Source organism: Eubacterium sp. AF17-7, assembly GCF_003461285.1.
GTDB lineage: Bacteria > Bacillota > Clostridia > Lachnospirales > Lachnospiraceae > Eubacterium_U > Eubacterium_U album.
The window spans coordinates 15293-38677 of record NZ_QTWU01000021.1; the positions used below are offsets into that span (position 1 = coordinate 15293).

At 32.0% G+C, this 23385-nt stretch carries 19 protein-coding genes; all 19 read right to left on the minus strand.

Translation table 11 applies throughout. From position 1 onward, the window contains the following. Positions 1–140 precede the first annotated feature (140 nt). Positions 141–1520, minus strand: coding sequence for an aminopeptidase (locus DWW96_RS13040; RefSeq protein ID WP_117910717.1), 1380 nt, complete (start codon positions 1518–1520; stop codon positions 141–143). A 292-nt stretch (positions 1521–1812) separates the two neighbouring features. Further along, positions 1813–3810 (minus strand): ABC transporter permease, encoded by a 1998-nt coding sequence (locus tag DWW96_RS13045; protein WP_243003083.1) that lies wholly within the window; start codon positions 3808–3810, stop codon positions 1813–1815. Between the two features lie 28 nt (positions 3811–3838). Beyond that, on the minus strand, positions 3839–4606 hold the full coding sequence (locus DWW96_RS13050; RefSeq protein ID WP_117910719.1) for an ABC transporter ATP-binding protein: 768 nt from the start codon (positions 4604–4606) through the stop codon (positions 3839–3841). Positions 4607–4728: 122 nt separating this feature from the next. After that, positions 4729–5304, minus strand: a complete 576-nt coding sequence (locus DWW96_RS13055) for an ATP-binding protein (RefSeq protein ID WP_117910720.1) — start codon at positions 5302–5304, stop codon at positions 4729–4731. After that, a complete protein-coding gene (locus tag DWW96_RS13060; RefSeq protein WP_117910721.1) occupies positions 5286–5747 on the minus strand; it encodes a hypothetical protein in 462 nt (153 codons plus the stop codon). The genes DWW96_RS13055 and DWW96_RS13060 overlap by 19 nt, the downstream gene beginning before the upstream one ends. Next, the gene (locus tag DWW96_RS13065; RefSeq protein WP_117910722.1) at positions 5744–6412 is read right to left on the minus strand and encodes a response regulator transcription factor; all 669 of its coding nucleotides are present in this window, start codon (positions 6410–6412) and stop codon (positions 5744–5746) included. Before DWW96_RS13065 ends, DWW96_RS13060 begins: the two co-directional genes overlap by 4 nt. Before the next feature lie 13 nt (positions 6413–6425). Next, positions 6426–7286: an L-serine ammonia-lyase, iron-sulfur-dependent, subunit alpha gene (gene sdaAA / locus DWW96_RS13070; RefSeq protein ID WP_117910723.1), complete on the minus strand. Its 861-nt coding sequence runs from the start codon at positions 7284–7286 to the stop codon at positions 6426–6428. 18 nt (positions 7287–7304) lie between these two features. Beyond that, a complete protein-coding gene (sdaAB, locus tag DWW96_RS13075) occupies positions 7305–7964 on the minus strand; it encodes an L-serine ammonia-lyase, iron-sulfur-dependent subunit beta (protein ID WP_117910724.1) in 660 nt (219 codons plus the stop codon). A gap of 159 nt (positions 7965–8123) precedes the next feature. Continuing rightward, positions 8124–10556, minus strand: coding sequence for a cation-translocating P-type ATPase (locus DWW96_RS13080; protein WP_117910725.1), 2433 nt, complete (start codon positions 10554–10556; stop codon positions 8124–8126). Between the two features lie 292 nt (positions 10557–10848). Further along, positions 10849–11076: a histidine kinase dimerization/phospho-acceptor domain-containing protein gene (locus DWW96_RS13085; RefSeq protein WP_117910726.1), complete on the minus strand. Its 228-nt coding sequence runs from the start codon at positions 11074–11076 to the stop codon at positions 10849–10851. Between the two features lie 300 nt (positions 11077–11376). Next, a complete protein-coding gene (locus DWW96_RS13090) occupies positions 11377–11997 on the minus strand; it encodes a methylated-DNA--[protein]-cysteine S-methyltransferase (protein ID WP_117910733.1) in 621 nt (206 codons plus the stop codon). Between the two features lie 110 nt (positions 11998–12107). Beyond that, positions 12108–12671 (minus strand): DUF6553 family protein, encoded by a 564-nt coding sequence (locus tag DWW96_RS13095; RefSeq protein ID WP_117910727.1) that lies wholly within the window; start codon positions 12669–12671, stop codon positions 12108–12110. 23 nt (positions 12672–12694) lie between these two features. Then, positions 12695–13723 (minus strand): galactose ABC transporter substrate-binding protein, encoded by a 1029-nt coding sequence (locus DWW96_RS13100; RefSeq protein WP_117910728.1) that lies wholly within the window; start codon positions 13721–13723, stop codon positions 12695–12697. Continuing rightward, positions 13716–14684 carry a substrate-binding domain-containing protein gene (locus DWW96_RS13105; RefSeq protein ID WP_117910729.1) on the minus strand — a complete coding sequence of 323 codons (969 nt, stop codon included), beginning with the start codon at positions 14682–14684 and terminating at the stop codon, positions 13716–13718. The genes DWW96_RS13100 and DWW96_RS13105 overlap by 8 nt, the downstream gene beginning before the upstream one ends. After that, positions 14671–16560 (minus strand): sensor histidine kinase, encoded by a 1890-nt coding sequence (locus tag DWW96_RS13110; RefSeq protein WP_117910730.1) that lies wholly within the window; start codon positions 16558–16560, stop codon positions 14671–14673. The genes DWW96_RS13105 and DWW96_RS13110 overlap by 14 nt, the downstream gene beginning before the upstream one ends. A gap of 84 nt (positions 16561–16644) precedes the next feature. Beyond that, entirely contained in the window at positions 16645–18249 is a 1605-nt protein-coding gene (locus tag DWW96_RS13115) for a response regulator (protein WP_022088105.1), read from the minus strand. A gap of 315 nt (positions 18250–18564) precedes the next feature. After that, a complete protein-coding gene (locus tag DWW96_RS13120; RefSeq protein WP_117910731.1) occupies positions 18565–20217 on the minus strand; it encodes a galactoside ABC transporter permease in 1653 nt (550 codons plus the stop codon). Positions 20218–20235: 18 nt separating this feature from the next. Then, a complete protein-coding gene (locus tag DWW96_RS13125) occupies positions 20236–21744 on the minus strand; it encodes a sugar ABC transporter ATP-binding protein (protein ID WP_022088107.1) in 1509 nt (502 codons plus the stop codon). An 80-nt stretch (positions 21745–21824) separates the two neighbouring features. Then, complete coding sequence (locus tag DWW96_RS13130; RefSeq protein WP_117910732.1) at positions 21825–23099, minus strand: substrate-binding domain-containing protein; 1275 nt, start codon at positions 23097–23099, stop codon at positions 21825–21827. Positions 23100–23385: the final 286 nt, after the last annotated feature.

Here is a 23385-nt window from a genome sequence, read left to right on the forward strand (position 1 = left end):
AAATCATAAAACCACAGCTTATTATTGTACTATAAAATTGGTAATTGTTATATAAAAACCTGTATTTGAATTTTCAAATAAATTTCATCAAAGTAAGGGGTTTTTGCTCCTAACATCTTTAAATATAAACAACTTTATTTCTATGCGTCCTTTAAAAATGCTTTGTAGCATCTGTATGCTTCATATACATCTGCCTTGTTTGTTACTTCCCATGGGGCATGCATACTTAATACTGCCACACCACTGTCAATAACTTCCATTCCATATAATGCCATAATATAAGCGATTGTTCCGCCACCGCCTGCATCAACTTTTCCAAGTTCCGCCATCTGGAAATTAACACCATTATCATCCATAATCTTTCGCAAATCAGCTAAATATTCTGCATTTGCATCATTAGAACCTGATTTTCCGCCTCGTCCTGTGAATTTGTTAAATACAACACCTTTGCCCATAAATGATGAGCTGTTTTTCTGGAATACGTCTGCGTATAAAGGATCAAATGCAGCATTTACATCAGATGATAACATTCTGCTGTTTGCAAGGCATCTTTTAAGTTTAATTTCACTATATTCTCCTGTTAAATTAAGAAGTTCAGCTACTGTGTTTTCAAAGAATCTTGACTGCATACCTGTTGCACCAACACTTCCGATTTCTTCTTTATCTACTAAAAGGCAGCATGATGTTTTATCTACGCTTTCCATGTCAAGCATTGCAATTAAAGATGTAAATGCACAAACTCTATCATCCTGACCGTATGACATAATCATACTTCTGTCAAATCCCATTTCTCTTGCTCTGCCTGCAGGCACTACTTCAAGTTCAGCTGACATGAAATCTTCTTCTTCCATTTCATACTGTTCTTCTAAAATCTTTAAAACGCCTTTCTTTGTTGCTTCCTTCTCTTCATCATTTAAAGGAATTGTTCCAATTAATATATCAAGATTTTCACCTTCAACTACCTTAGTAGCTTTCTTTTCCATCTGGGCAGATGCAAGATGAATAAGTAAATCTGTTACACAAAATACAGGGTCTTCCGGTTTTTCTCCTATATTTACATCAATTGTTGTTCCATCTTTTTTTACAATAACACCATGTATTGCTAAAGGAAGTGTAACCCACTGATATTTTTTAATTCCACCATAATAGTGAGTATCTAAATATGCCATTCCTTCTTTTTCATATAAAGGATTCTGCTTTATGTCCATTCTTGGAGAATCCACATGAGCACCTAAAATATTCATTCCTTTTTCAAGTGGCTTATTTCCTATGTTAAATAAAGCAACTGTCTTATTCATGCATACAGCATAAATTTTATCGCCCGGCTGTAAAGTTTTATTTTCTTCCATCGCCTTTTCAATACTTATATATCCTTTTTCTTCTACTCTTCTTACTGTGTCTTTTACACATTCTCTCTCAGTTTTACACTCTGACAAAAAATTAATGTAATCTGCATTTAACTGCTGTAATTCTTTCATCTGTGCTTCATCATATGTCTTCCATGCATTTTTTCTTTCCATATTGCTCATTCCTTTCCAAATCTATGTTCAAGACTTTTAAATCTTTTTCTATTTTTATTCTGCCACCATTTTAGAAGAATTATTTATACAAGTCAATATAAAGCACTATCCCCTTTTTTATAATTAACATTATTTCAGCGATACATTATTAAAAAAAATATATTCAAAAGTCATAACTCTTTTATAAATAATAATAGGAGGGCGTTGTTTTAGCGACGTCCTCCTTTATTTTATAAAAACAAAATATCAAATATGTGTATGAAATAATATTTATATATTAAACAAACACCAATTATTCCTTTATTATATTTTTACTGCAGAAATATGATATTAAGAAATATCCACCATATATTACAAGTAAAATTATTGCTGTCATACCAATTGATGGTCCAATCATTTTCGTTCCAATAAAATCAAGTATTTGTTTTGAAAACATCATTCCAAATATCGAATGAACAATTGCAAGTGCTAATGGGAATATGAAAAACAAAGCTGTCTGTCTGAACAATGCCTTATTAATCTGTTTCTCATCTGCACCAAGTTTTCTAATCATTCTAAATCTTTCCACATTATCTGCACTTTCTGATAATTCTTTCAAAGCCAGAATTGCTGCACCTGATATCAGAAGAATAACTCCAATGTAAAGACCTATAAATGCACCTATTGCTCCAATACCAACTGCACTGTCTATAATATTATTTTTAGTATTAACCATTGGTACCATATAATTCCATCTAGTCTCATCATAAATCTTTTCTACTTTCTGTTCAAATTTTTCTACTTCTTTCTTATCATCCATAGAATAGTTAGCTGCAATAAATTCTCTTATTTTATGATTTTCATCAACTATGCCATCAGGAACAATTATTATTCCTGTATTTGAAGGATTTCCTGACATTTCTATAAAACCTTCTTGGCATTCCTTGTATTTTGGTATTAATTCATTACCAAATACATTAATTTTCACTCCTGCCTTTAACGATTTATTTCTTAATTTTATCATTGGACTATAGTCACATAAAACAATATACTCATCATCATTTAATTCAATAGTATCTTTTCCGTAAAATCTTGCAAGTCTGTTATAATCGCTAACTTTTACAATGTTCTCCGGTACCTCAAGCATTGTCGGAGAATTATCCTTTTCATCATTGTTTCCTAATGTGTCATTCAATGTAACATTTTCTGACTGATAAATATATAAATCTACATATTCCTTTAAATATGGTTCAATATTATAACCGTTTTCCTCAAAAAACTGAAAAATACTCTTATTAGAACTTTCAACTTCCTTCTTACCATATCCGTCTTCTTTGCTTAAATTTACAACTTTATTAAAGTTAATATCAGCCGGTACTCCCTGCTTTAAACTATCATTTAATGAATTCCTAATAGATAACCCACTTGAGAGTACACAAATTGTAATAAATAACATTAAACTTATTATTGTCATTGAAAATACATTCGTATTTACCCTGCTGCTCATTTGTCTGAAAGTAAATGTATTTAATCCTTTATAATAAATTCCTTTCATTGATGAAACAGCTTTAAGTAATAATCCTGAAACTGACCAAAAAAATAGAAATGTACCAACACACCCCATTACAATATAAATTGCTAACTGTTTTCCGCTTGTTATTTTATTGTATCCTGAAGTAACGTTATAATATGCTATTATAAGCATTACAATAGAAATGGCGAAAATAATTCCACAGATAATAGGATTTTTTAATTTAATTTTCTCAGTCTTTCTATTACCCTGAAATAAATCAATTAATTTGCATTTATTAATACTAAAAGTATTAAATATAATTACGATTACATATATCAATACAAAATTCAAAATGGTCTTTATGCACGCCTGACTTGAAAATACAAATTGATATTTTGACATGTCAGCCTGGAACATACTTGCTACCAGAAAACTTGTAAACTGAGAAGCTCCTATTCCAATAATTATTCCGACTACTAATGAAATAATTCCGATAATTAATGTTTCAAAGAATAGAATCAACGAAACTTTTCTCTTTCCCATTCCTAATACCAGATAAAGGCCAAACTCTTTATTACGCCTCTTCATTAAAAATCTGCTTGCGTAAATTACAAGAAATCCTAATACACATGCAATGAACACACTAACCCATGACATAATCTGTGTTAATAATTTGACTATTTCCCTTGTGTCATTTGAAATTTTTAACATTGCCGACTGTGTTTCTATTGCATTAAATATATAAAATATTGCAACACCTAATATCAAAGTAAAAAAATAGATTGCATAGTCTTTCATACTTTTTTTAATGTTTTGAAATGATAATTTAAAGAGCATCGCTTAAGTCACCCCCTAACAAAGTAACTACATCGATAATCTTATCGAAAAATTCCTTTCTTGTATCATCACCTCTATTTAATTCATTGAAGATTTTTCCATCTTTTATAAATATTACTCTTGATGCATAACTTGCTGTAAATGAATCATGAGTTACCATTAAAATTGTAGCTTTATAATATTTATTTAAGTGCGAAAATCTTTCAAGTAACATCTTTGCTGACTTTGAGTCTAATGCTCCTGTTGGTTCATCAGCTAATATTAATTCAGGATTTGTAACAAGTGCTCTTGCTGAAGCTACTCTTTGTTTCTGACCTCCTGACATCTGGTATGGGTACTTATTTAAAACTTCTTCTATTCCAAGTTGTGTTGCAACTTTTTTTACTGCTTCGTCAATCTTTGTTGCGGGTACATTCTGGATTGATAATGACAAAGCAATATTTTCATAAGCTGTTAATGTATCAAGTAAATTAAAGTCCTGAAAAATAAATCCTAACTTTTCTCTTCTAAATTTATTTAACTTGTTGCCTTTTAAGTTTGTTATGTCTTCACCGCCTACAAATATATGTCCGCTTGTTACCTTATCAATTGTAGAAATACAGTTAAGTAAAGTTGTTTTTCCACTTCCTGAAGCTCCCATTATGGCAACAAATTCTCCTTCATCCACGTCAAATGAAATATTGTCTATTGCTTTTGTAAGATTTAATTTGTTTCCGTAATATTTTTCTATTTGTTCGATTCTTAATATGCTTTCCATATTTAAATCTCCTTTCACATTTTTTATACTGACATAATTTTATATGAAAAACACATATTAGTCGTTTTTTTAATATTACATAACATTACAATTTTGTAATGTTACCATTTTAAATTATTTTCCTAAACCACCGTGTCAAAATAATCATTCTTTCCAAATGTTATTCTGACTTCAGTGTATTTCCCTTCCTCCGATTCAATATCTATTTTATGTCCAAGCTGCTCGCACAGTCCTTTCGCAATATAGAGACCCATTCCTGTTGATTTTGCATATTTTCTTCCATTTTCTCCTGTAAATGACTTGTTAAATACACGTGATAAATCTCTTTTTGGTATTCCAATTCCATTGTCTATGATATGCAGTACAACTCCTTCTTCACTTTTTTCACTATATATTTTTAATTCTTTTTCGCCATGGTCTTTCATGTATTTAAATGAATTACTCATTATCTGATTGATTATAAATTCCATCCATTTGTTATCTGTAACTACTTCATTTTCAACATCTTTAACTGAAAAATTTATTCTATTTTCAAGAATCATATCTTTATTTTTCATTGCCACATTTTTTATTAAAGACTGCAGAGAAACTTTTGTAAATTTATAATCTTCCTTTGCATTTTCTGACCTGACAAAATAAAGAACCTGTTCTGTATAGTCATCAATTCTCTTAATCTGTTCTACATATTTTTTATCCATTTTATCATTTCATTATGACACATAAGTCTAAGACTCAATATCGGGAGCTTGACCTCATGAACCCACATTTCCACGTAGTCCTTAAAATCATTAACACTGTTTTCATAAATTTTAACATTTTCAATCATTGATTTATTTATATCCTGCAAAATCTGATAATGAATTTGCCCCTCATAAAATGATGGTTCCTTCATTGTTTCACTTACAAAATATTTTTTATCAAGCCCATCTGTATTATTTATAAGTTCATCATAGTAATTCTTTTTTCTGAAAAAGTCCCAAAGTATAGAGAATATAAATGCAAATAGCCATAATGCTGCGTACATCACTATGGCTTCAAATTTTATTCTAAATACAGAAAATATGGAAAATGTAATTACAAAAAACATTATCCATATTATCACTACTATTTTATTGTCTTTTATATATTTGCCAAACTTCATGTTAAACAATACCCCTGTTTTTTTCTTGTTTCTATTGCATCTTTGTATCCTATCTCTGTTAGTTTTCCCCTTAATCTGCTTATGTTTACGGTAAGTGCATTATCGTTTACAAATTCATTGTTATCCCACAAGTCAGTCATTAACTCATCTCTAGATACAATACGATTTCTATTATTAAGAAGCATCTGGAAAATAATCATTTCATTCTTTGTAAGAACCAGCTCCTGCCCATTTCTGCTTATTGTTCCTTTACTAAAATTTACCTGAGCATCTTTGTAATTTGCAATATTTTTTCCACTGTCCGCTCTCTTTAATATGGCTGCAATTCTTAACAACAAAATTGTTGGGTTGTATGGCTTTGTTATGTAATCATCTGCTCCATAACTCATAGACAGGACTTCATCTGTTTCACCTGTTCTGCTTGTAACCATAATAATTGGAACATCCGATGTTTTTCTTATTTCACGAAGCAGCATTTCTCCATTTATTCCCGGAATATTTATATCAAGCAATAATAAGTCTGCATTTTTTTCTATTATATCATTCCTTGCATTATCAAATTGCTTTAAATACTCTGCTTCGTAACCTTCATTTGTCAGAAGCTCTGTTAACTCCTGACAAATTGTTTTTTCATCTTCTATAATTAATATTTTTTTATTTGACATTTTTACCCCTTATTTATTTTAAATAATTCTTTGCCGATTCAGTAACTGCAAGACCTCCTGTACTCGTCTCTTTAAGGCAAGGCGACATACTATTTCCTATTCTTCTCATGCTATCTATTACATCATCAGGTTCTATTGCACTTTCTATTCCTGCCATTGCCAGTTGTGTTGATGTGACTGCATTAACTGCCCCATATGAATTTCTTTTTATACATGGTACTTCTACTAAACCTGCCACCGGATCACATGTAAGTCCAAGCATATTTTTTAATGCAAGTGCTGCTGCATTAATTATTTCTCTTACTTTTCCACCTTGAAGAAATGCTAATGCTCCTGCTGCCATAGCACTTGCTGAACCTATCTCTGCCTGACATCCTCCTGCTGCTCCTGCAATAAATGCATTTGTTGCAATAACTTTTCCTATACCTGCTGCAACATACATTGCTTTTATCATTATTTCATCTTCTATATTGAAATGTTCCTGATAACTTATTAATACTGCCGGCAACACCCCGCATGCCCCTGCCGTAGGAGCTGCAACAATTCTTTTCATACAGGCATTCGATTCACCCATTTTAATTGCTTTTTCCATAACCAGCCCTATAAATTCACCACATATGTTTTTGTTTTCTTTATTATACTTGTGTAACTTTTCTCCATCTCCACCTGCTCGTTTACTAGCTGATTTTAGATTTCCATCATAGTTTTTGTCAGCTTCTTTCATAGCTTCATACATAATCTTCATTTTATCAAATGATTTTTCTTCAGTTCTTTCATTTTCTTCCATATCAGATTTTTGAATAATTTTCCATACTTCTATTTTTTCTTTATTCGATAATTCTTCTAATTCCTTTAAAGTATTATAGCTATACATAGCATTTCTCCGTTTCCTTTATACTCCTGCAAAATAAGTGACTTTTAATATTCCTTCAACATTTTTTAACCACTCTATTCCTTCTTTTGGAATTTCCTGATCACATTCTACAACCATTACTGCACTTCCACCTTTCGTAGCTCTGTATAATTGCATCGTTGCTATATTCACACATTTGTGTGCAAGCATGGATGTTACTTCTGAAACATGGCCCGGTTGGTCCATATTGTGAACAATAAGAGTTGGGCATTCACCAGAAAAATTTGTCTCAATTCCATCTATTTGTGCAATATTTATTCTTGAGCCTCCTATTGATTCTCCTATAATTTCCAACCTATTGCCATATATACTTTCTAATCTTATTAAAGCAGAATTTGGGTGTGCTTCTACAAGTTTTGCTTCACCAAATTCTATTTCTATATTTTTTTCTTTTGCAATTTCGAAACTTCTTGAAATCTTGTAGTCATCAGGATGCATACCTAATAATCCCGCTACAATTGCTTTCCTTGTTCCATGTCCTTCACCTGTTGCTAAAAATGAACCATAAAGCAATATTTCTGCTTTCTTTATTGGTTCTTCCAGCAATTTTCCTGCTACGTATCCTATTCTAACCGCACCTGCTGTATGAGAACTAGAAGGCCCCACCATTATCGGTCCAACAATATCAAATATATCCATATTCTACTCCTAACCATATACTAACATTTTTGTTTATTATATACCCACATATCTAATAAATACAGTATTTTACCTCTTATTTTATATAGGACATTATAGTTTATACATAAAAATAATACTGAGCTAACATTAAGTAGCTCAGTATTCGTGCCTTTAGTTTTATAACATTTTTTCTTTTTTTCTTTTTTCTATTCTTCTTGTTATTCTTTTTCCAATCTTTTCAATTATCATTGTTCCGTATCTCATCATTGGTTCAGTAACAATTGCAAATACGACAAACAGCATAATGCATTTTGTTGACATTCCTCTAATTGCAAATAAATCACCTAAATAGATACTGCACAATAAAAGTCCAACTATGCTTCCTCCCCATACACACCATCTAAGTGTGTTCATAGGTTTACTTATATTATATAAAATCATAAATCCTACTATGGATAAAAGCATAGTGCAGGCTGTAGATATATCCGTCTCGTTTACTTCAAATACCTGTCCAAATACAACCAATGCTCCAACTACAAGAACATCCGTGATTCCGGCAGGAAGCGCCTTTATTAAAACATTTGTTAAAAAGCTTCCTTGTATAATGTTTTTATTTGGTTGCAGTGCTAAGAAGAATGCCGGAATTCCTATTGTAAACATACTGATAAGCGATACCTGGGATGGCTCTAACGGATAATTTATCATAAAGCACACTGAAAACAGTGATAGCAAAAATGAAAATATATTTTTAACCAAAAACAAACTTGCTGAACGCTCTATATTGTTTACAACTCTTCTTCCTTCTAATACAACTGAAGGCATTGATGCAAAATTTGAATCAAGCAATACTAATTGAGAAGCCTGTGCTGCCGCATCACTACCTGACGCCATAGCCACAGAGCAGTCCGCATCTTTTAATGCAAGCACATCGTTTACACCATCCCCTGTCATTGCTACAGTTCTTCCTGCCTTCTTTAAAGCCTGTACAAACTGCCTTTTCTGGTTTGGTGTAACTCGTCCAAATACTGTATAACGAAGCACTGCTTCCTGAATATCTTCCTCACTGTGAAGAGTTGTTGCATCTATAAATTTATCAGCATTTTCTATTCCTGCCTGTTGTGCTACCTGTGATACCGTAATATGATTATCACCGGAAATTACTTTTATTTCAACGCCCTGATTTGCAAAATAATTGAATGTTTCAGGCGCCTCTTGCCTGATTGGATTTGACAAAAATACAAGAGCAATAGGCACAACTTTTTCTGTCAATTCTTTTCCATTTATTTCACCATCATATTTTCCAAATACAAGAACTCTATATCCTTCACTACTGTAATTTTCTATTTCTTCTTTATATTTTTCATAGTCATCTCTAAGGACAAATTCCGGTGCTCCTAAAACATAATTTGCATCATCAAATGCTGCACCTGAATATTTAAATTCTGACGAAAATGAACTTATTGATACTGCCTTTTTTCCTGATGGAGAATTAAAATAATTCTTAATTGCTTCCATAGTTATATTATCACTTGACATTCCTGCCGCAAAATCACTAAGCATTTCTTTAATAGATGGCATATTTTCTTTATCATATCCGTCCATTGGAACTGTACCGTTAACTTCCATTGTATTTTCAGTTATAGTTCCTGTCTTATCTACACACAAAACATTTACCCTTGCTAAAGTTTCAATGCACTTCATATCATGCACAAGAACTTTTTTCGATGCAAGTCGCATTACACTTACAACTAATGCCACGCTTGCAAGCAAATACAAACCTTCCGGAATCATTCCTATAACTGCAGCTACCATAGAAGTAATGCTCTTGCTAAATGATGCTTTCGCAAATATAAACTGCTGTCCAAAAAGTAATAATCCAATTGGTATAATTATAATACCTACAACTCCTACTAATTTATCTAAAACACGAATCATTTCTGACTGTTCTTCGTGATTCATTGCCTTTGCTTCTAATGTAAGTTTTGATATATATGAATCTTCACCTACTCTATCAAGTCTTGCATAACACTCTCCTGAAACAACAAAACTTCCTGACATTAATACGTCCCCCGGTTTCTTTGTTATTTCATCAGATTCACCTGTAAGTAATGATTCATTTGCTGAAACCTCACCTTCAACTACGATGGCATCAGCACATATCTGATTGCCTGCCTTAAAAAGTACAATATCATCAAGAACAAGTTCTTCTGCAGGGATCTCCCATTTTTGTCCGTCACGAACAACTACTGCCTTTGGTGCATTTAATACCGAAAGCTTGTCCAAAGTATTTTTTGCTCTTATTTCCTGAAAAATACCAATGCATGTATTAGCAATGATAACCGGTAAAAATGTAAGATTTCTAAAAGAACCTGCCACAATTAATAATACAGCAAGTACCGCAAATACTAAGTTAAAATACGTAAATACATTACTTTGTATTATTTCCTGTACAGATTTTGATGGTGGATCAACCGGTTCATTTGTCCAGCCATTTCTAGTATATTCTTCAACCTGTTGTCTGTTTAATCCATTATTAACGTCAGCCATGTATCTGTTAGTCTGCACACGTTCACGATGTTCTTTATTTTTTCTAAATTCTTTATCCTTCATATACGCTCCTAGATTATAATGCCATGTTCTAAAAATCTAAGCCCACATATATCTATTCATAAGTGGGTGAATGACTTTTGACGGATTGTAAGAGTTCGTAACACAGAACAATCCGTAAGCATCAAAGTCGTGTTTTTAACCTCGATATCATTTTACAACAATATTTTACCAATTTTTTTAGTTAATATCGTAAAGAATTTATTAAAATTATGTTACTTTTTTAAATAATATGGTTGTGAGACTTAATATAGAATTATCAATGTAATAAAATTAACATAAACTACTACTTTTTTTACAGTGGCAATAGATACTTTCTTAATAAAAACTGCGATAAATTTTCTGCCTTATTCAAATATTCATCAACAAGATTTGGATTAACTTTATGAGCTTTCGCAAGACTTAACATACCTATAATTCCATTCATAGGAGTTCTTATTTCATGAGACATATTTGATAAGAAGTCTGTCTTTGCCTGACTTTCTTTTTCTGCACTTTTAAGTTTCTCATTAATCTTCTGCAATTCTTCATGATAAGATGTAATATCTTTAAATTTTAAATAAGAAATTTTTATATCTAATTCTTTGATTTTTTTGCTGAAGATTTTTATACACTTTCAGTTTCTGAAGATTATTTATTTATCTTGATTTGACTTATAATTATACTGAACCTATGGGACGAATACGGCGCCCCGACAGCCTTTGCAGAGAGTATGAAGATAAAAATATTCCCTACTCTTTTGTCCCTTATATTCAATACTTTTTTTAATCTCCATTTTCCATACTTTTATAAATGCCCATATACCTATACTACTTTAAATACCCTATATTCCATACTTCTTTAAATCAACTTTTCCATTTACTACTTCAACCCCATCGGCTTCAAGTAATTTTGCCTGAGCTCCTTTTCCACCAAAAGCAAACTCTCCTGCCAATTCTCCTTTAGAATTAACTACACGAAAACATGGAATATTATCCGGGTCCGGATTTTTATGAAGTGCATTTCCAACTGCTCTTGCCATTTTAGGTTCGCCTGCCATTTCTGCAATTCTTCCGTAAGTTGCCACATGACCTTTTGGGATTTTCTTAACCGCCTCATAAATTCTTTTTGTCGGGCTGTCTGTGATAATATCATAACTTTCAGATATCATTCTCTTTATTTCTTTTTCGGGAACAGTTCCATCAAGAATTATTGTACTCCAATGTTCTTTATTTTGATGATATCCGGGAATTACAGATTTATAGGTTTCTCTCCAAAAATCTCTCCATTCAGGGTTAACTTTTATATTTAAGTTGATAAATCCATCTCTTTCATATATCCATAAAAATGCCTTCTTGCTTTTCTTTACTCTTACAAGCTGCCAGTTAGCATCTCTAAATGGTGTTTCTACATATGTATCTTTAAATGTCAAACCAAATTCTACTGCTTCCTGTCTTGTTCTCATTATCTTTTTCCTCTTTATGATTATTCTTAAACTTTTTCTTTTTTCTTCTAACTTCATTTTTATTTGCTATTTAACACTATAAAATTTTATATTATTCCACACTTTCAAAATTATTTAGTAAGAAAATGTTCTCTGTTAGGATACTTTTCTCTGTATGCTACCAATGCGGCTTTTTGTAAAATAGAAAATTCTTTATCTAAATTAAATGCATGTGGAGTGGAAAATGCAATCGCACTTATTTGTTCAGCGATTTTTTTTGCTATTCCTTCATCTGATAACTGTCCCATTCCAAAAACTGCTGACGTAAATCCTCTTCCATTTTTACTTACTTCTATAAATTTAAAAAATACATTTTTAAGTTCCAAAAACAAAATTTCACGCTTTTCATCCTGTATTTCATCTGAATTCAATAAACATAAGCCATTAATTATTTCATACAACTGCTTTCTTTTGCTTCCACTAATATCTACAGAATTACCCTCAGATAAATATTTCATTTCCATGAGGTATCCAACAAATTTATCTTTTTTAGGTTTCCTTTTTCCATATCTTGCAATCCATAATTTTTCTCTAAATGAATCAAGTTCACTATTATCTTTATTATCATTTAATATTCTAAGTCTGTTGTCTGCATTTGTTTCATTATAAAATTCTTCTATCCATGTATTCTGCATATTTCCGTTTTTCTCCATATTTATTATCTACTTATAAAATCATCTACATTATTAATATCAACTTTTTTATATTGGGATACATAATATTTCCCACTATCCAGGTTGTGTTTTTTCAAATCATTTCCTTTAAAAATATCCACAACTAATTTTGCTATTTCCATAGACTGGTCTTCCTTATCATTGTACACAGTTCCCTGCATTTGACCTTCTTTTACTGCAATTAATGCATCATTAAGTCCATCTATTCCACATATAATAGGCCATTCATCCTCGCCATAACCTGATTTTTTATAAGCTTCCACTGCACCAAGCGCCATCTCATCATTATTTGAAATAATCATTTCTATATTGTTACCATACTGATTTATTAGCTGTGTCGTTCTATTTTCTGCCCGTCCTCTATTCCAATCAGCAAATTGGTAACTAAGTTTTTCCAAATTAATTCCATTATTAATAATTGTTTTTACTGAACTGTCTGTTCTGCTTATTGCATCCTGATGTCCGGCCTCACCCTCTAGCAAAACATATTGTATTTTTCCATCATTATTTTTATCTACATTTTTATTCGCTTTTATATAATCTGCTGCAATCTGTCCCTGCATTACTCCTGACTGTTCTGCATCACACCCAACATAATATAATTTGTTCCATTGCATCAAATCCTCTTTTACCGGTTCTCTGTTAAAGAAAATAATTGGAATATTATTCTGTCTTGCCAGTTTAATAATTTTACCCGGAGCTGTTCTGTCAACTAAATTAACACACATTATATCGCAACCTGCATCAATCATTTCCTCAACAACTTCATCCTGATCACGCTGACTATCATCTCCATTTTTTTCAGACACTATTATTCTAAAATTATCATTTTCCATTGACTTTAGATTATCTTTAAGTTCCTGTGTCATTGCATTTATGAATGGATCATCCTGCGTGTATGTTACAACACCTACCCTAAGTGTTTTATCCAAATTTTTTTCTTTTTTCTGACATCCTGTAAAATTGCAAATCAATACAAATACCATTATTAAACTAACAATTCTTTTATTCATAAGAATACAAAAACCTTTCTATTTCATTAGAAAATAAATCATTTTGATAAAGTTCTTTTGACTCAACATCATAGCCTTTCATAGTGTAAAATGAATTATTAATTTTCTTACTTATTTCTTTTACACTATTGTATCCAATCTCATATCCATCAGGAATAATAAGACATTTTACATTGCCATGCTGAAGCAAATTTAATGATTTCATACTATTTCCAATACCATATATCTGTGCTCCGTTATATATTCCATTATCACTTTTTTCGCCTAAGTCATCTAAAGAATAATTATCCATAATAACTAAATAATCTACTTTATCCTTGCCATTTACAATATCACAAATATCCTGCTCCATTTTACCATTATATGTCCAACCTATATCTATGTTAGTTCCTTCTATGGCATCACAAAATCCTTTGTACTTGTCAATGGTTTCTTCTTTCGCATACTGGGCAAAAACAATGCCTGCTTTCTTATTTTCTTTTTCGCCTGAATCTGCTATCAGTCTTTTTCCTATCTCATATCCGATATTGTAGTGATTAGGTTTTATTACCGGATAGCCTGATTCACCACCATTCCCACTCACAAAAACATCTTCTGTAATTAACATGAATGGTATTTTGCCGCATACATTTTTTAATTGTGTTCTCGTATCGCTTCCTGGTGCAGGGCAAATAATAAACCCATCTATATTATTTTGCTTCTGCTCATTTATTAATTCGATTTCATCTTCTACTTCCTCAATATCATCTGTGTTACATATTATTAAATGTATTTCATTTGCCTTAGCTGAATCTTTTAGCCCTTTAATAAGTGCCTCCCAATTTTTATCTCCTGAATTTGGTATAATTACTGCCACTTTTTTTTCAGGAGTATTCTGGTCAAATATTTTAGTAATAAAAAATATTGCCATAACACAAAGTAATATTTCTGCAATAAGAAAGGCTATTTTATTTTTTTTCATTTTCAACCTTCCTTTCTACATTTTGTTTTTCTAAATTTGTGAGATTACTTTCATTATATGGAATTGCAGGTATATGAATTGTAACCTTTGTTCCTTCGTCAGCTTCACTTTCTACACTTAATCCATATTCATTGCCAAACATTAGCTTAATTCTTGAATGAACGTTTATGACACCAACTCCTGAACCATGTTTAGGTGTTTTATTATTATCCTTAAGAATATTTTCAACCTCTTCTTCTCTCATTCCCATTCCATTGTCTTCAACGGTTATAAAGATTTCATTATCTATCTTTTTACCTCTGACAATTATTTCACCGTCATCATCTATATCCATATTTCCTACACCATAATATATAGCATTCTCTAACAATGGCTGAATAACAAGTTTCACAATACAATAGTCATTAATTTCATCATCTATTTCAAATCTGATTTTGAATCGTTCTTTATATCTTGCCATCTGTATATTCATATAGCTTCTGCTGTGTTGTATTTCATCAGATATCTTTATGATTGTTCTTCCTTTAGACAAACTTATACGCAATAACTTAGCAAGTTCTGATATCATAAACACAGCTTCTTTATTTTTATTTGCCTCAACCATCCACGTAATTGATTCGAGCGTATTGTATAAGAAATGCGGATTAATCTGACTTTGCAATGCATCCATTTCGCTTTTTCTTAGTTCAGTCTGCTGCCTGATTATTTCCTGCATTAACTCTTCTATCTGTTCATATGATTTTCGCACTGAATATCCTAAATGTCTTATTTCCGATGAACCACCTATATAAATATCATTTTTTCCACCTGCTTCATACGCCTTAACAGATTCATTCAGGTTAAGTATTGGTCTTGATATTTTTCTTGATATAATTCTGTTTACCTCAAGAAGCATCATCACTAAAATAATTACAGTCGTAATTATATAATACCTGAATTGCTTTATACTCACTGTCTGTACCTTGTCCGGAATTACACCTACTACCTTCCATCCTGTGTATGAAATACTGCTTATTATATAATTATTTTTATGTCCATTAAACTCTAATTCATGTATTCCTTCTTCACATTTTGCCATTTTATTATTATTTTCCTTAAAAATACCCCTGTCTATCTCAGTTATTCTAGGATGATAGATAATTTGTCCATCTGAATCGCATAAATAATAATAAATTCCATTTGAATCTTTATTGATTCTATCTAAAGTTTCTTCAATGATTGAATATTTCATATCCACCAGTAGTACTCCACTTACCGGCTTTTCCCCATCATTTACATCCACCGAACGGCTCAGCGACACAACCCGATAATATTTATAAGCACCATCTTCAAACAGATTCTGTATATGAGGAATAGAAAAATGAATATTTTCAATTTCACTTTTAGCCATACTAAACCAACTCTGACTTTTAACATCAACATTATCTTTTTCAGATGCTATAGGCTCTGATGCTATCAGATTTCCGGAATTGTCATATAGTGCCATACTTTGAATCTTATCTGAATTAATTTCATACAATAAACTAAACTGTCTGTTAAACTCCTGACTCGAAACATCATATTGCTGAACTATATTGTAATTTGCAGCATTTGAAATCTGTCTTATATTTAATAAGTCAGAGTCCATTTTATCTACTATACTGTCTATAATTCCCTGTGTACTTGATATTAAAGTTTCTTTATTTGAAATTTTAAATCTATTATAAATAAGCATTCCCATAACAATAGTTGTCACTATTGTTAACGTTGTAAAGACCGCCATGATAATAGATTGAATGTCTAATCTAATAAATTCGCCACGGTGAAACCAGCTTCGAAATCTTTTTATTTTTACATTTTTGCTTTCTTTTTTTTTAACTTTATTCAATCTTCCCATATTCCCTGTATATATTATGATGTTTGGGGCAAAAGCCCCGATTTTGATGACTACGGATTGTTTCATGCTACACGTTGTTTTATATTATTTATTTAATCTCTCATTTCTGTACTTTGATGGAGATACTCCGAATTTCTTCTTAAACACATAGCTAAAATAATTTGCATCTAAATATCCTACCTGCTCAGCTATTTTATAGCTTTTTTCATTTGTATCAAGTATCAATCCGGCTGCGATATCCATTCTGTAATCTGTAAGATATGTAACAAATGATTTACCTACTTCTTTCTTAAATACAGATGAAAAGTAAGAATTTGATACTCCCATTATAGAGCATACTTTATCCAGTGATAAATCAGGTTCCATATACCTGTCTGTTACTATATTTTGTGCATCATTAACCAAACTTCTGGATTTACTGTTTCGAACACTTTTTAATTTTTCACTTACTCCTAATGAACATTTAATAAGCCAGTTTTTCAAAGTGCTTTCGTCCATCTGAGGCACCCTTTCGTAAGGATTATTTATATCTCCTAAAAAGTCATTAAAATCTATAAAATTATTGGCACAAAATCTATAAAATGCCCCTACCATTTCCATAATCACTAAATTATACTGACTTACAGTATTTGCATTTTTATGTAATTTTTCAATTTCTTTACTAACCGCATCTTCTATTGATTTGTTGTCTCCTAAATATATCGCTTTAAACAAATCATGCATTTTAGAATCTTCTGACTGTAAAGTCATGTTCTGCTCGTTAGGTGCAATTTCTTCAATATTAATTGCCCTGTTTGTTCCATATAAAACTCTGTATGATACTGCTTCTCTTGCTCCTTCATAAGAATTGTTTATGTTTAATATGTTATCACATACTCTTCCTATACCTGCTGTAACAACAGCACCAATAACTCTGTTAACCCATTTGCAGAATTTATCACAAATATCCGTAAACTCTACCATTTTTTCTTTAGAGCTTAATTCAACAATTAGTACTGTATTCCCCAAATAAATAAATTCTTTGCAATTAAATTTTTTCGCAATTCTTTCCTTTATTTCTCTTTCTACAGACATTGATAATAGCAAGGGTTCCATATTTTCAGGAACATGATGTGTAGATGTATGGAAAACCACACAACAATAGAACGGGCCCTTTAAATCTATTTTATAGGAATCGACAAATTTTACATATTCTTCTTCATCAACTCTTCCTTCAATCAACGAAACAAACAAATTTGTCTGAAGAATTGGGAGTACATCATTAAAATAATTTTCAAGTTTTTGAACATTTAATTTTTCTTCTCTTTCCAAATCTAGTGAGTTTTTTACTCTCTTTAAACATTCAGTTAATTCGTCAGAATTTATCGGTTTTAACATATATTCTTCAACTTCAAGATGAACTGCCTCTTTTGCATATTCAAATTCGTCAAATCCGGTAAATATAATTATGTGAATATTTCTATAATCATCATTAAGCCTTTTGGACAACTCAAGTCCATCCATATATGGCATTTTAATATCTGTAATAACAACATCCGGTTGAGTTTTTTCGACAAGTTCTAATGCCTTTACTCCATTTGTTGCACTTCCGACAACTTCAAAGCCTAACTCATTCCACGCTATTTTTTGTTCAATAACATCAATAACTTCTGCCTCATCGTCAACCAGGATAACTTTATATTTATCCATAATACTTTCCTTATCTCACTCTAAATTTAATGCAATATTTTTCTCAGGCAATCTTCATATATTTAATAGAAAATCGACCTCTTTTAATTTTATTTTTTCCGTTTATCTTTTGTCAATTTATTATAACAAATAATCTATTCTAATAAAATATTTTATATAAAAGTCAACATTTTTGTTACGACAAAAGCCGTTCCCATTATCCTATAGATAATCAGAACGACTTTTTGAACGTATGATTAAAATATTTATTAACATGTCAGGATTGTGGGAGTTTGTATTATAATAAACAATCCGTATGACATATTTTTCATTATTTTATTTCTTCTGTACATACTTGAGACAGTCAAGAGTAACTGCTGCAAGAATGATGATACCTTCGAAAATGAACTGAAGGTTTGTATCAATACCAAGGATTGTAAGTGAGTATGTAAGAGATGTAAATATAAGAACACCTGTTACAACACCTGAAATCTTACCAATACCACCTGTAAATGAAACACCACCTACTACGCAGGCTGCGATAGCATCCATATCCCATCCTTGTCCATAAGCTGCACTACCTGAACCAACCATTCTGTTACATTCAAGCCATGAACCAAATCCATAAAGGATACCTGCAAGAATGAAAGCTCCCATTGTTACTTTGAATACTGAAATACCTGAAACTGCTGCTGCTTCCGGGTTTCCACCTACTGCGAATAAATTCTTTCCAAAAGTTGTCTTATTCCAAATGAACCAAACAACTGCTATTGCAACTATTGCCCATAAAATAATTGTTGGGAATCCTCCAATCTGAGGAATAAATATATTTGGAATTGCTGCATCGATTGCACCAAATGAAACACCCTTTGTTGCGTAAGTTACAAGACCAAATATAATAAGCATGTTGGCCATAGTTGATATGAACGGATGCATTTTGAACTTAGCCATAAAGAATCCGGCTATCATTGCAAAACATGTTGTAAGGATTATACAAACAACTAAAGCTAAAATTGCTCTTGCGCTCGGAGCCATATTTGAAAAATCAAATATATGTCCAAATACGCCACCTGTGTTTATGCCGTTATGCATTATGATTGTTGATGCAACCATACCCATACCAACCATACGACCAACCGAGAGGTCAGTTCCTGTCAAAAGGATTAAGCCTGCAACACCGAGGGCAAGGAACATTCTAGGTGATGCCTGCTGTAAAATGTTAAGTATATTTGTGTATGTAAGGAGTTGAGTATTTTTAACAACCGGAGTAATTGCGCATAACCCAATAAATATCAAAATGATAACAATATACAAACCATTTTTATATAGGAACTGTGACAAGTTGAAAGTATATTTATAATTTTCAATTCGCTGCTCTGTTTTCTGAGCAAATGTATATTTTGATGTACGCAATAAATCAATTAAATGATACTTATGCATAAATGCATCATGTTTTCTATCTTTAATTTCCTGACACTTTGACTCGTGAGTCATTTTTGAATCATACAATTTATTTTTATATACATATTTTTCATCTTTAATTTCATCTGAATCAGACAATTTGCTTAAAGCATTTTCATGTTCTGTCTTCAATTCAGCGCAAGTCTTTTCATACTTGTTTTTTTCATCAATTTTTTCGCTTTCACAACTAGCTACTACTCTATTGTAATATTGGCTGTTGTAATTCTTTGAAAGATAATCTTCAGCCTGGGCAATAAGTTTTGATACCTTATCTTTATTTGAATTTTCAACTGCTTTTGCCTGTTCTAAAGCCTTCTTATCACTTTCAATAATTCTTGCTTTTTCTTCTTTAGTTAAATTTTTATTTTCTTTTACGATAGCAATATGATTCTTTAAACTTCTGACTTTATCAGAACCATCTGCGCGTAATTCGTCAATCTGACTTTGTATTTTACCTACATATTCATCTATCGGCTTAAGAAGTTTTTCTTCTTCCTCAGCTGAAAGAATAACGCCTTTTTCTGCCATATCAAATACTCCTCTCTTCTACAAATATTTAGCACTAAGTCTTAATAATTCTTCCTGATTTGTTTCTTTTGTATTAACTATTCCTGCAAGATGTCCGTTAGACATAACACCAATACGATTTGTAATTCCTAAAATCTCAGGCATTTCAGATGAAACAACTATTATTGTTTTTCCCTGCTTTGCCATGTTAATTATCAGTTCATAAATTTCGTATTTTGCACCAACATCAATACCTCTTGTAGGGTCATCCATCATAAATACATTTGGTGAACGTTCAAGCCATTTACCAAATATGGCTTTCTGCTGATTTCCTCCTGAAAGATTTGAAATCATATCATCAGGTCCCATACATTTAGTATGCATTACCTTTATTTCTTCTGCAGTTGCACGAACCATATCATCCTTTGACAATGCAATGCCTCTCTTGTAATGGTTCATATTTGCAATCGTTGTATTAAATGTAATGTCACCCTTAAGGAAAAGACCATTCGCTTTTCTTTCTTCTGTTATCAAAGCAAATCCATGATCCATGGCATCTTTAGGCGATGAAAAATTCATTATCTTTCCATCATAAATTACATTACCGGCTGCTCTTGTTCTCATACCAAATATAGTTTCAAGGAGTTCTGTTCGACCGGCTCCTACTAATCCATAAAATCCAAATATTTCACCTTTTCTTATGTCAAATGAAATATTTTGAAGTTTCGGTGCATACTTAGTAGACAAGTTTTCAACTGAGAAAATTACTTCTCCCGGTTCATTATCTACAGGTGGGAATCTGTTATCAAGAGAACGACCAACCATTGCTGATATAAGTTCATTCATGTTTGTATCTTTACTGTCCTTTGTCATTACCAGACTTCCATCTCGTAAAACTGAAATTTGATCACATATTTCAAATATTTCATCCATCTTATGTGAAATATATATTAATGAAATTCCCTGACTCTTTAACTGTCTCATCATTTTAAACAGCTTTTCTACTTCAGGTGCTGTTAATGATGATGTTGGTTCGTCAAGTACTATTACTTTCGAGTTATATGATATAGCCTTTGCAATTTCACACATCTGTCTCTGTGATACAGACATTTTCTTCATTGGCTGTGTCATATTAACTGTAATTCCTAATTTTCTAAATAAATCGGAAGCTTCTTTTTTCATTCTACCTTCGTCAACCACGCCTAATGAGTTCTTAGGATATCTGCCTAAAAACAGGTTGTCAACAACGCTTCTTTCGAGACACTGATTAAGTTCCTGATGAACCATAGCAACTCCATTTTCAAGTGCGTCTTTAGGTCCGGAAAAATTAACTTCCCTGCCATCTAATATTATAGTTCCTTCGTCCTTTTGGTAAGTTCCGAAGAGACACTTCATCATTGTCGATTTGCCTGCTCCATTTTCACCCATAAGGCCCATTATTGATCCCGGTTTAACATTTAAATTAATATGTTTCAGAACCTTATTTCGGCCGAATGATTTACTCATGCCATTAATCGACAAGATGTATTCATTCTTATCTTCCACCATATCTACACTTCCTCTTTCTTTTTTAAAGAAGGGAGGCTTTATCTGCCACCCTTCTTATTAAATTATCCAAACTTACAATTCTATTTTGAAAGAATTGATGTATATGAAGCTGCATTATCTGTTTTAACCATGTTAATTGCAAATGCGTCATATTCGCTTGGGTTACCTAAACGGTTAGTAATATTTGATTCTGTCTGTCCGTCACCACCGATGTAATCTACTTTAAGGTTAAGAAGATCATCGTATTTTTCAAGTAATGGCTGATATGTTGAACTAAGGAAGTTATCTGATGCATTGTAAATGTTAAGCCATACTTTCTTTTCTGCGCTCTTGCCTGAATCAAGCTGATTTGAAACTTTGTCATAAATCTTTGTTGAATCTGTAAAGTCTTTATAGTTATCTGCTGTTACAGCAACGTTTAATGCGTAATATGATCTTTCTTCTTCACTGTATCTGTAATCTTCATCCTTTGTGAGGCAGTTACCTGCATCATCAGGTGTTCCTATACCTGTATCAATATCTACACCATCAAGTGCGTTACGAAGAACTCTAAGTGTAAGATATGCCTGAACATCTGCATGCTGTGAAATTGTTCCGCCGTATCCTTCTGCTATAGCTGCTACTGCATCACTATTTGCATCGTATCCAAATGTTGGAACCTTGTTATCTTTAGCCCATGCATTAAACATTGACATTCCCATACCATCGTTATTTGAAACAACTACATCAATCTGCTTTCCGAATGAAGCTGTCCATGTTCCAATTGCATTTCCTGCTGTTGCTGCATCCCATGTTGCTCCTGCTGAGTTCTTCATTTCCTGTGATGCTAATTCTCTGATTGTGTATGTCTTTCCGTTAACCTCTAAAGTTGCATCCTTTACAGCCTTTGATGTTCCATCAACATTTGTTCCTGCTGGTGATGAATCAACGCTTCCCGCTTTTTCAACTGCTGTTCCAAGTGCTGAACGAACACCACATGTACGAGCGATTGAATCGTTATGTCCGATATCTCCGATTGCAAGAACATAACCGATTACTCCATCTCCGTTTCTATCAATTTTATCGATGTTCTTCTTAATGTAATCAAGTACCATCTGTCCCTGAAGTTCTGCACCCTGGTTAGCATCAAATCCTACATAATATGTATCTTTGTTGAAATTAAGTGCTGTTGTATCAAGTTCACCTGTTGAGCTGTTTGATGGCTGACGGTTAAACCAACATAATGGTTTATCCTTATTTGCCACTGAACTTGCTGAACCTGAGCTGCTTGAGCCTCCGCCAGATGTTCCACAACCTACCATTGATACTCCGAGCACTGCGGCTACTAAAACTGTTAATAATTTTGACTTTCTCATTAAATATTCCTCCTGTTTGTTAATATTGTTGTTTTTTTCCCTGTCTTATTGACTAAATTTATTATAAATTTTATAGTCCCTAAAAAAAATAGAATATTTTTAGATAAAATATCAAAATTTTACTGTTTTTTAATGATTTTTATAGATATTTTTACTAAAATCGTTTTTATTGTTGATGGGAGTTTTTATGTTACTTAGCTTTCGACCAAAACATCTTTATATAATAAAAATAGCGAGAGTGTGAAAGTTTTTCTGTAAATTAATATTTAAATATAATTAATAGGCC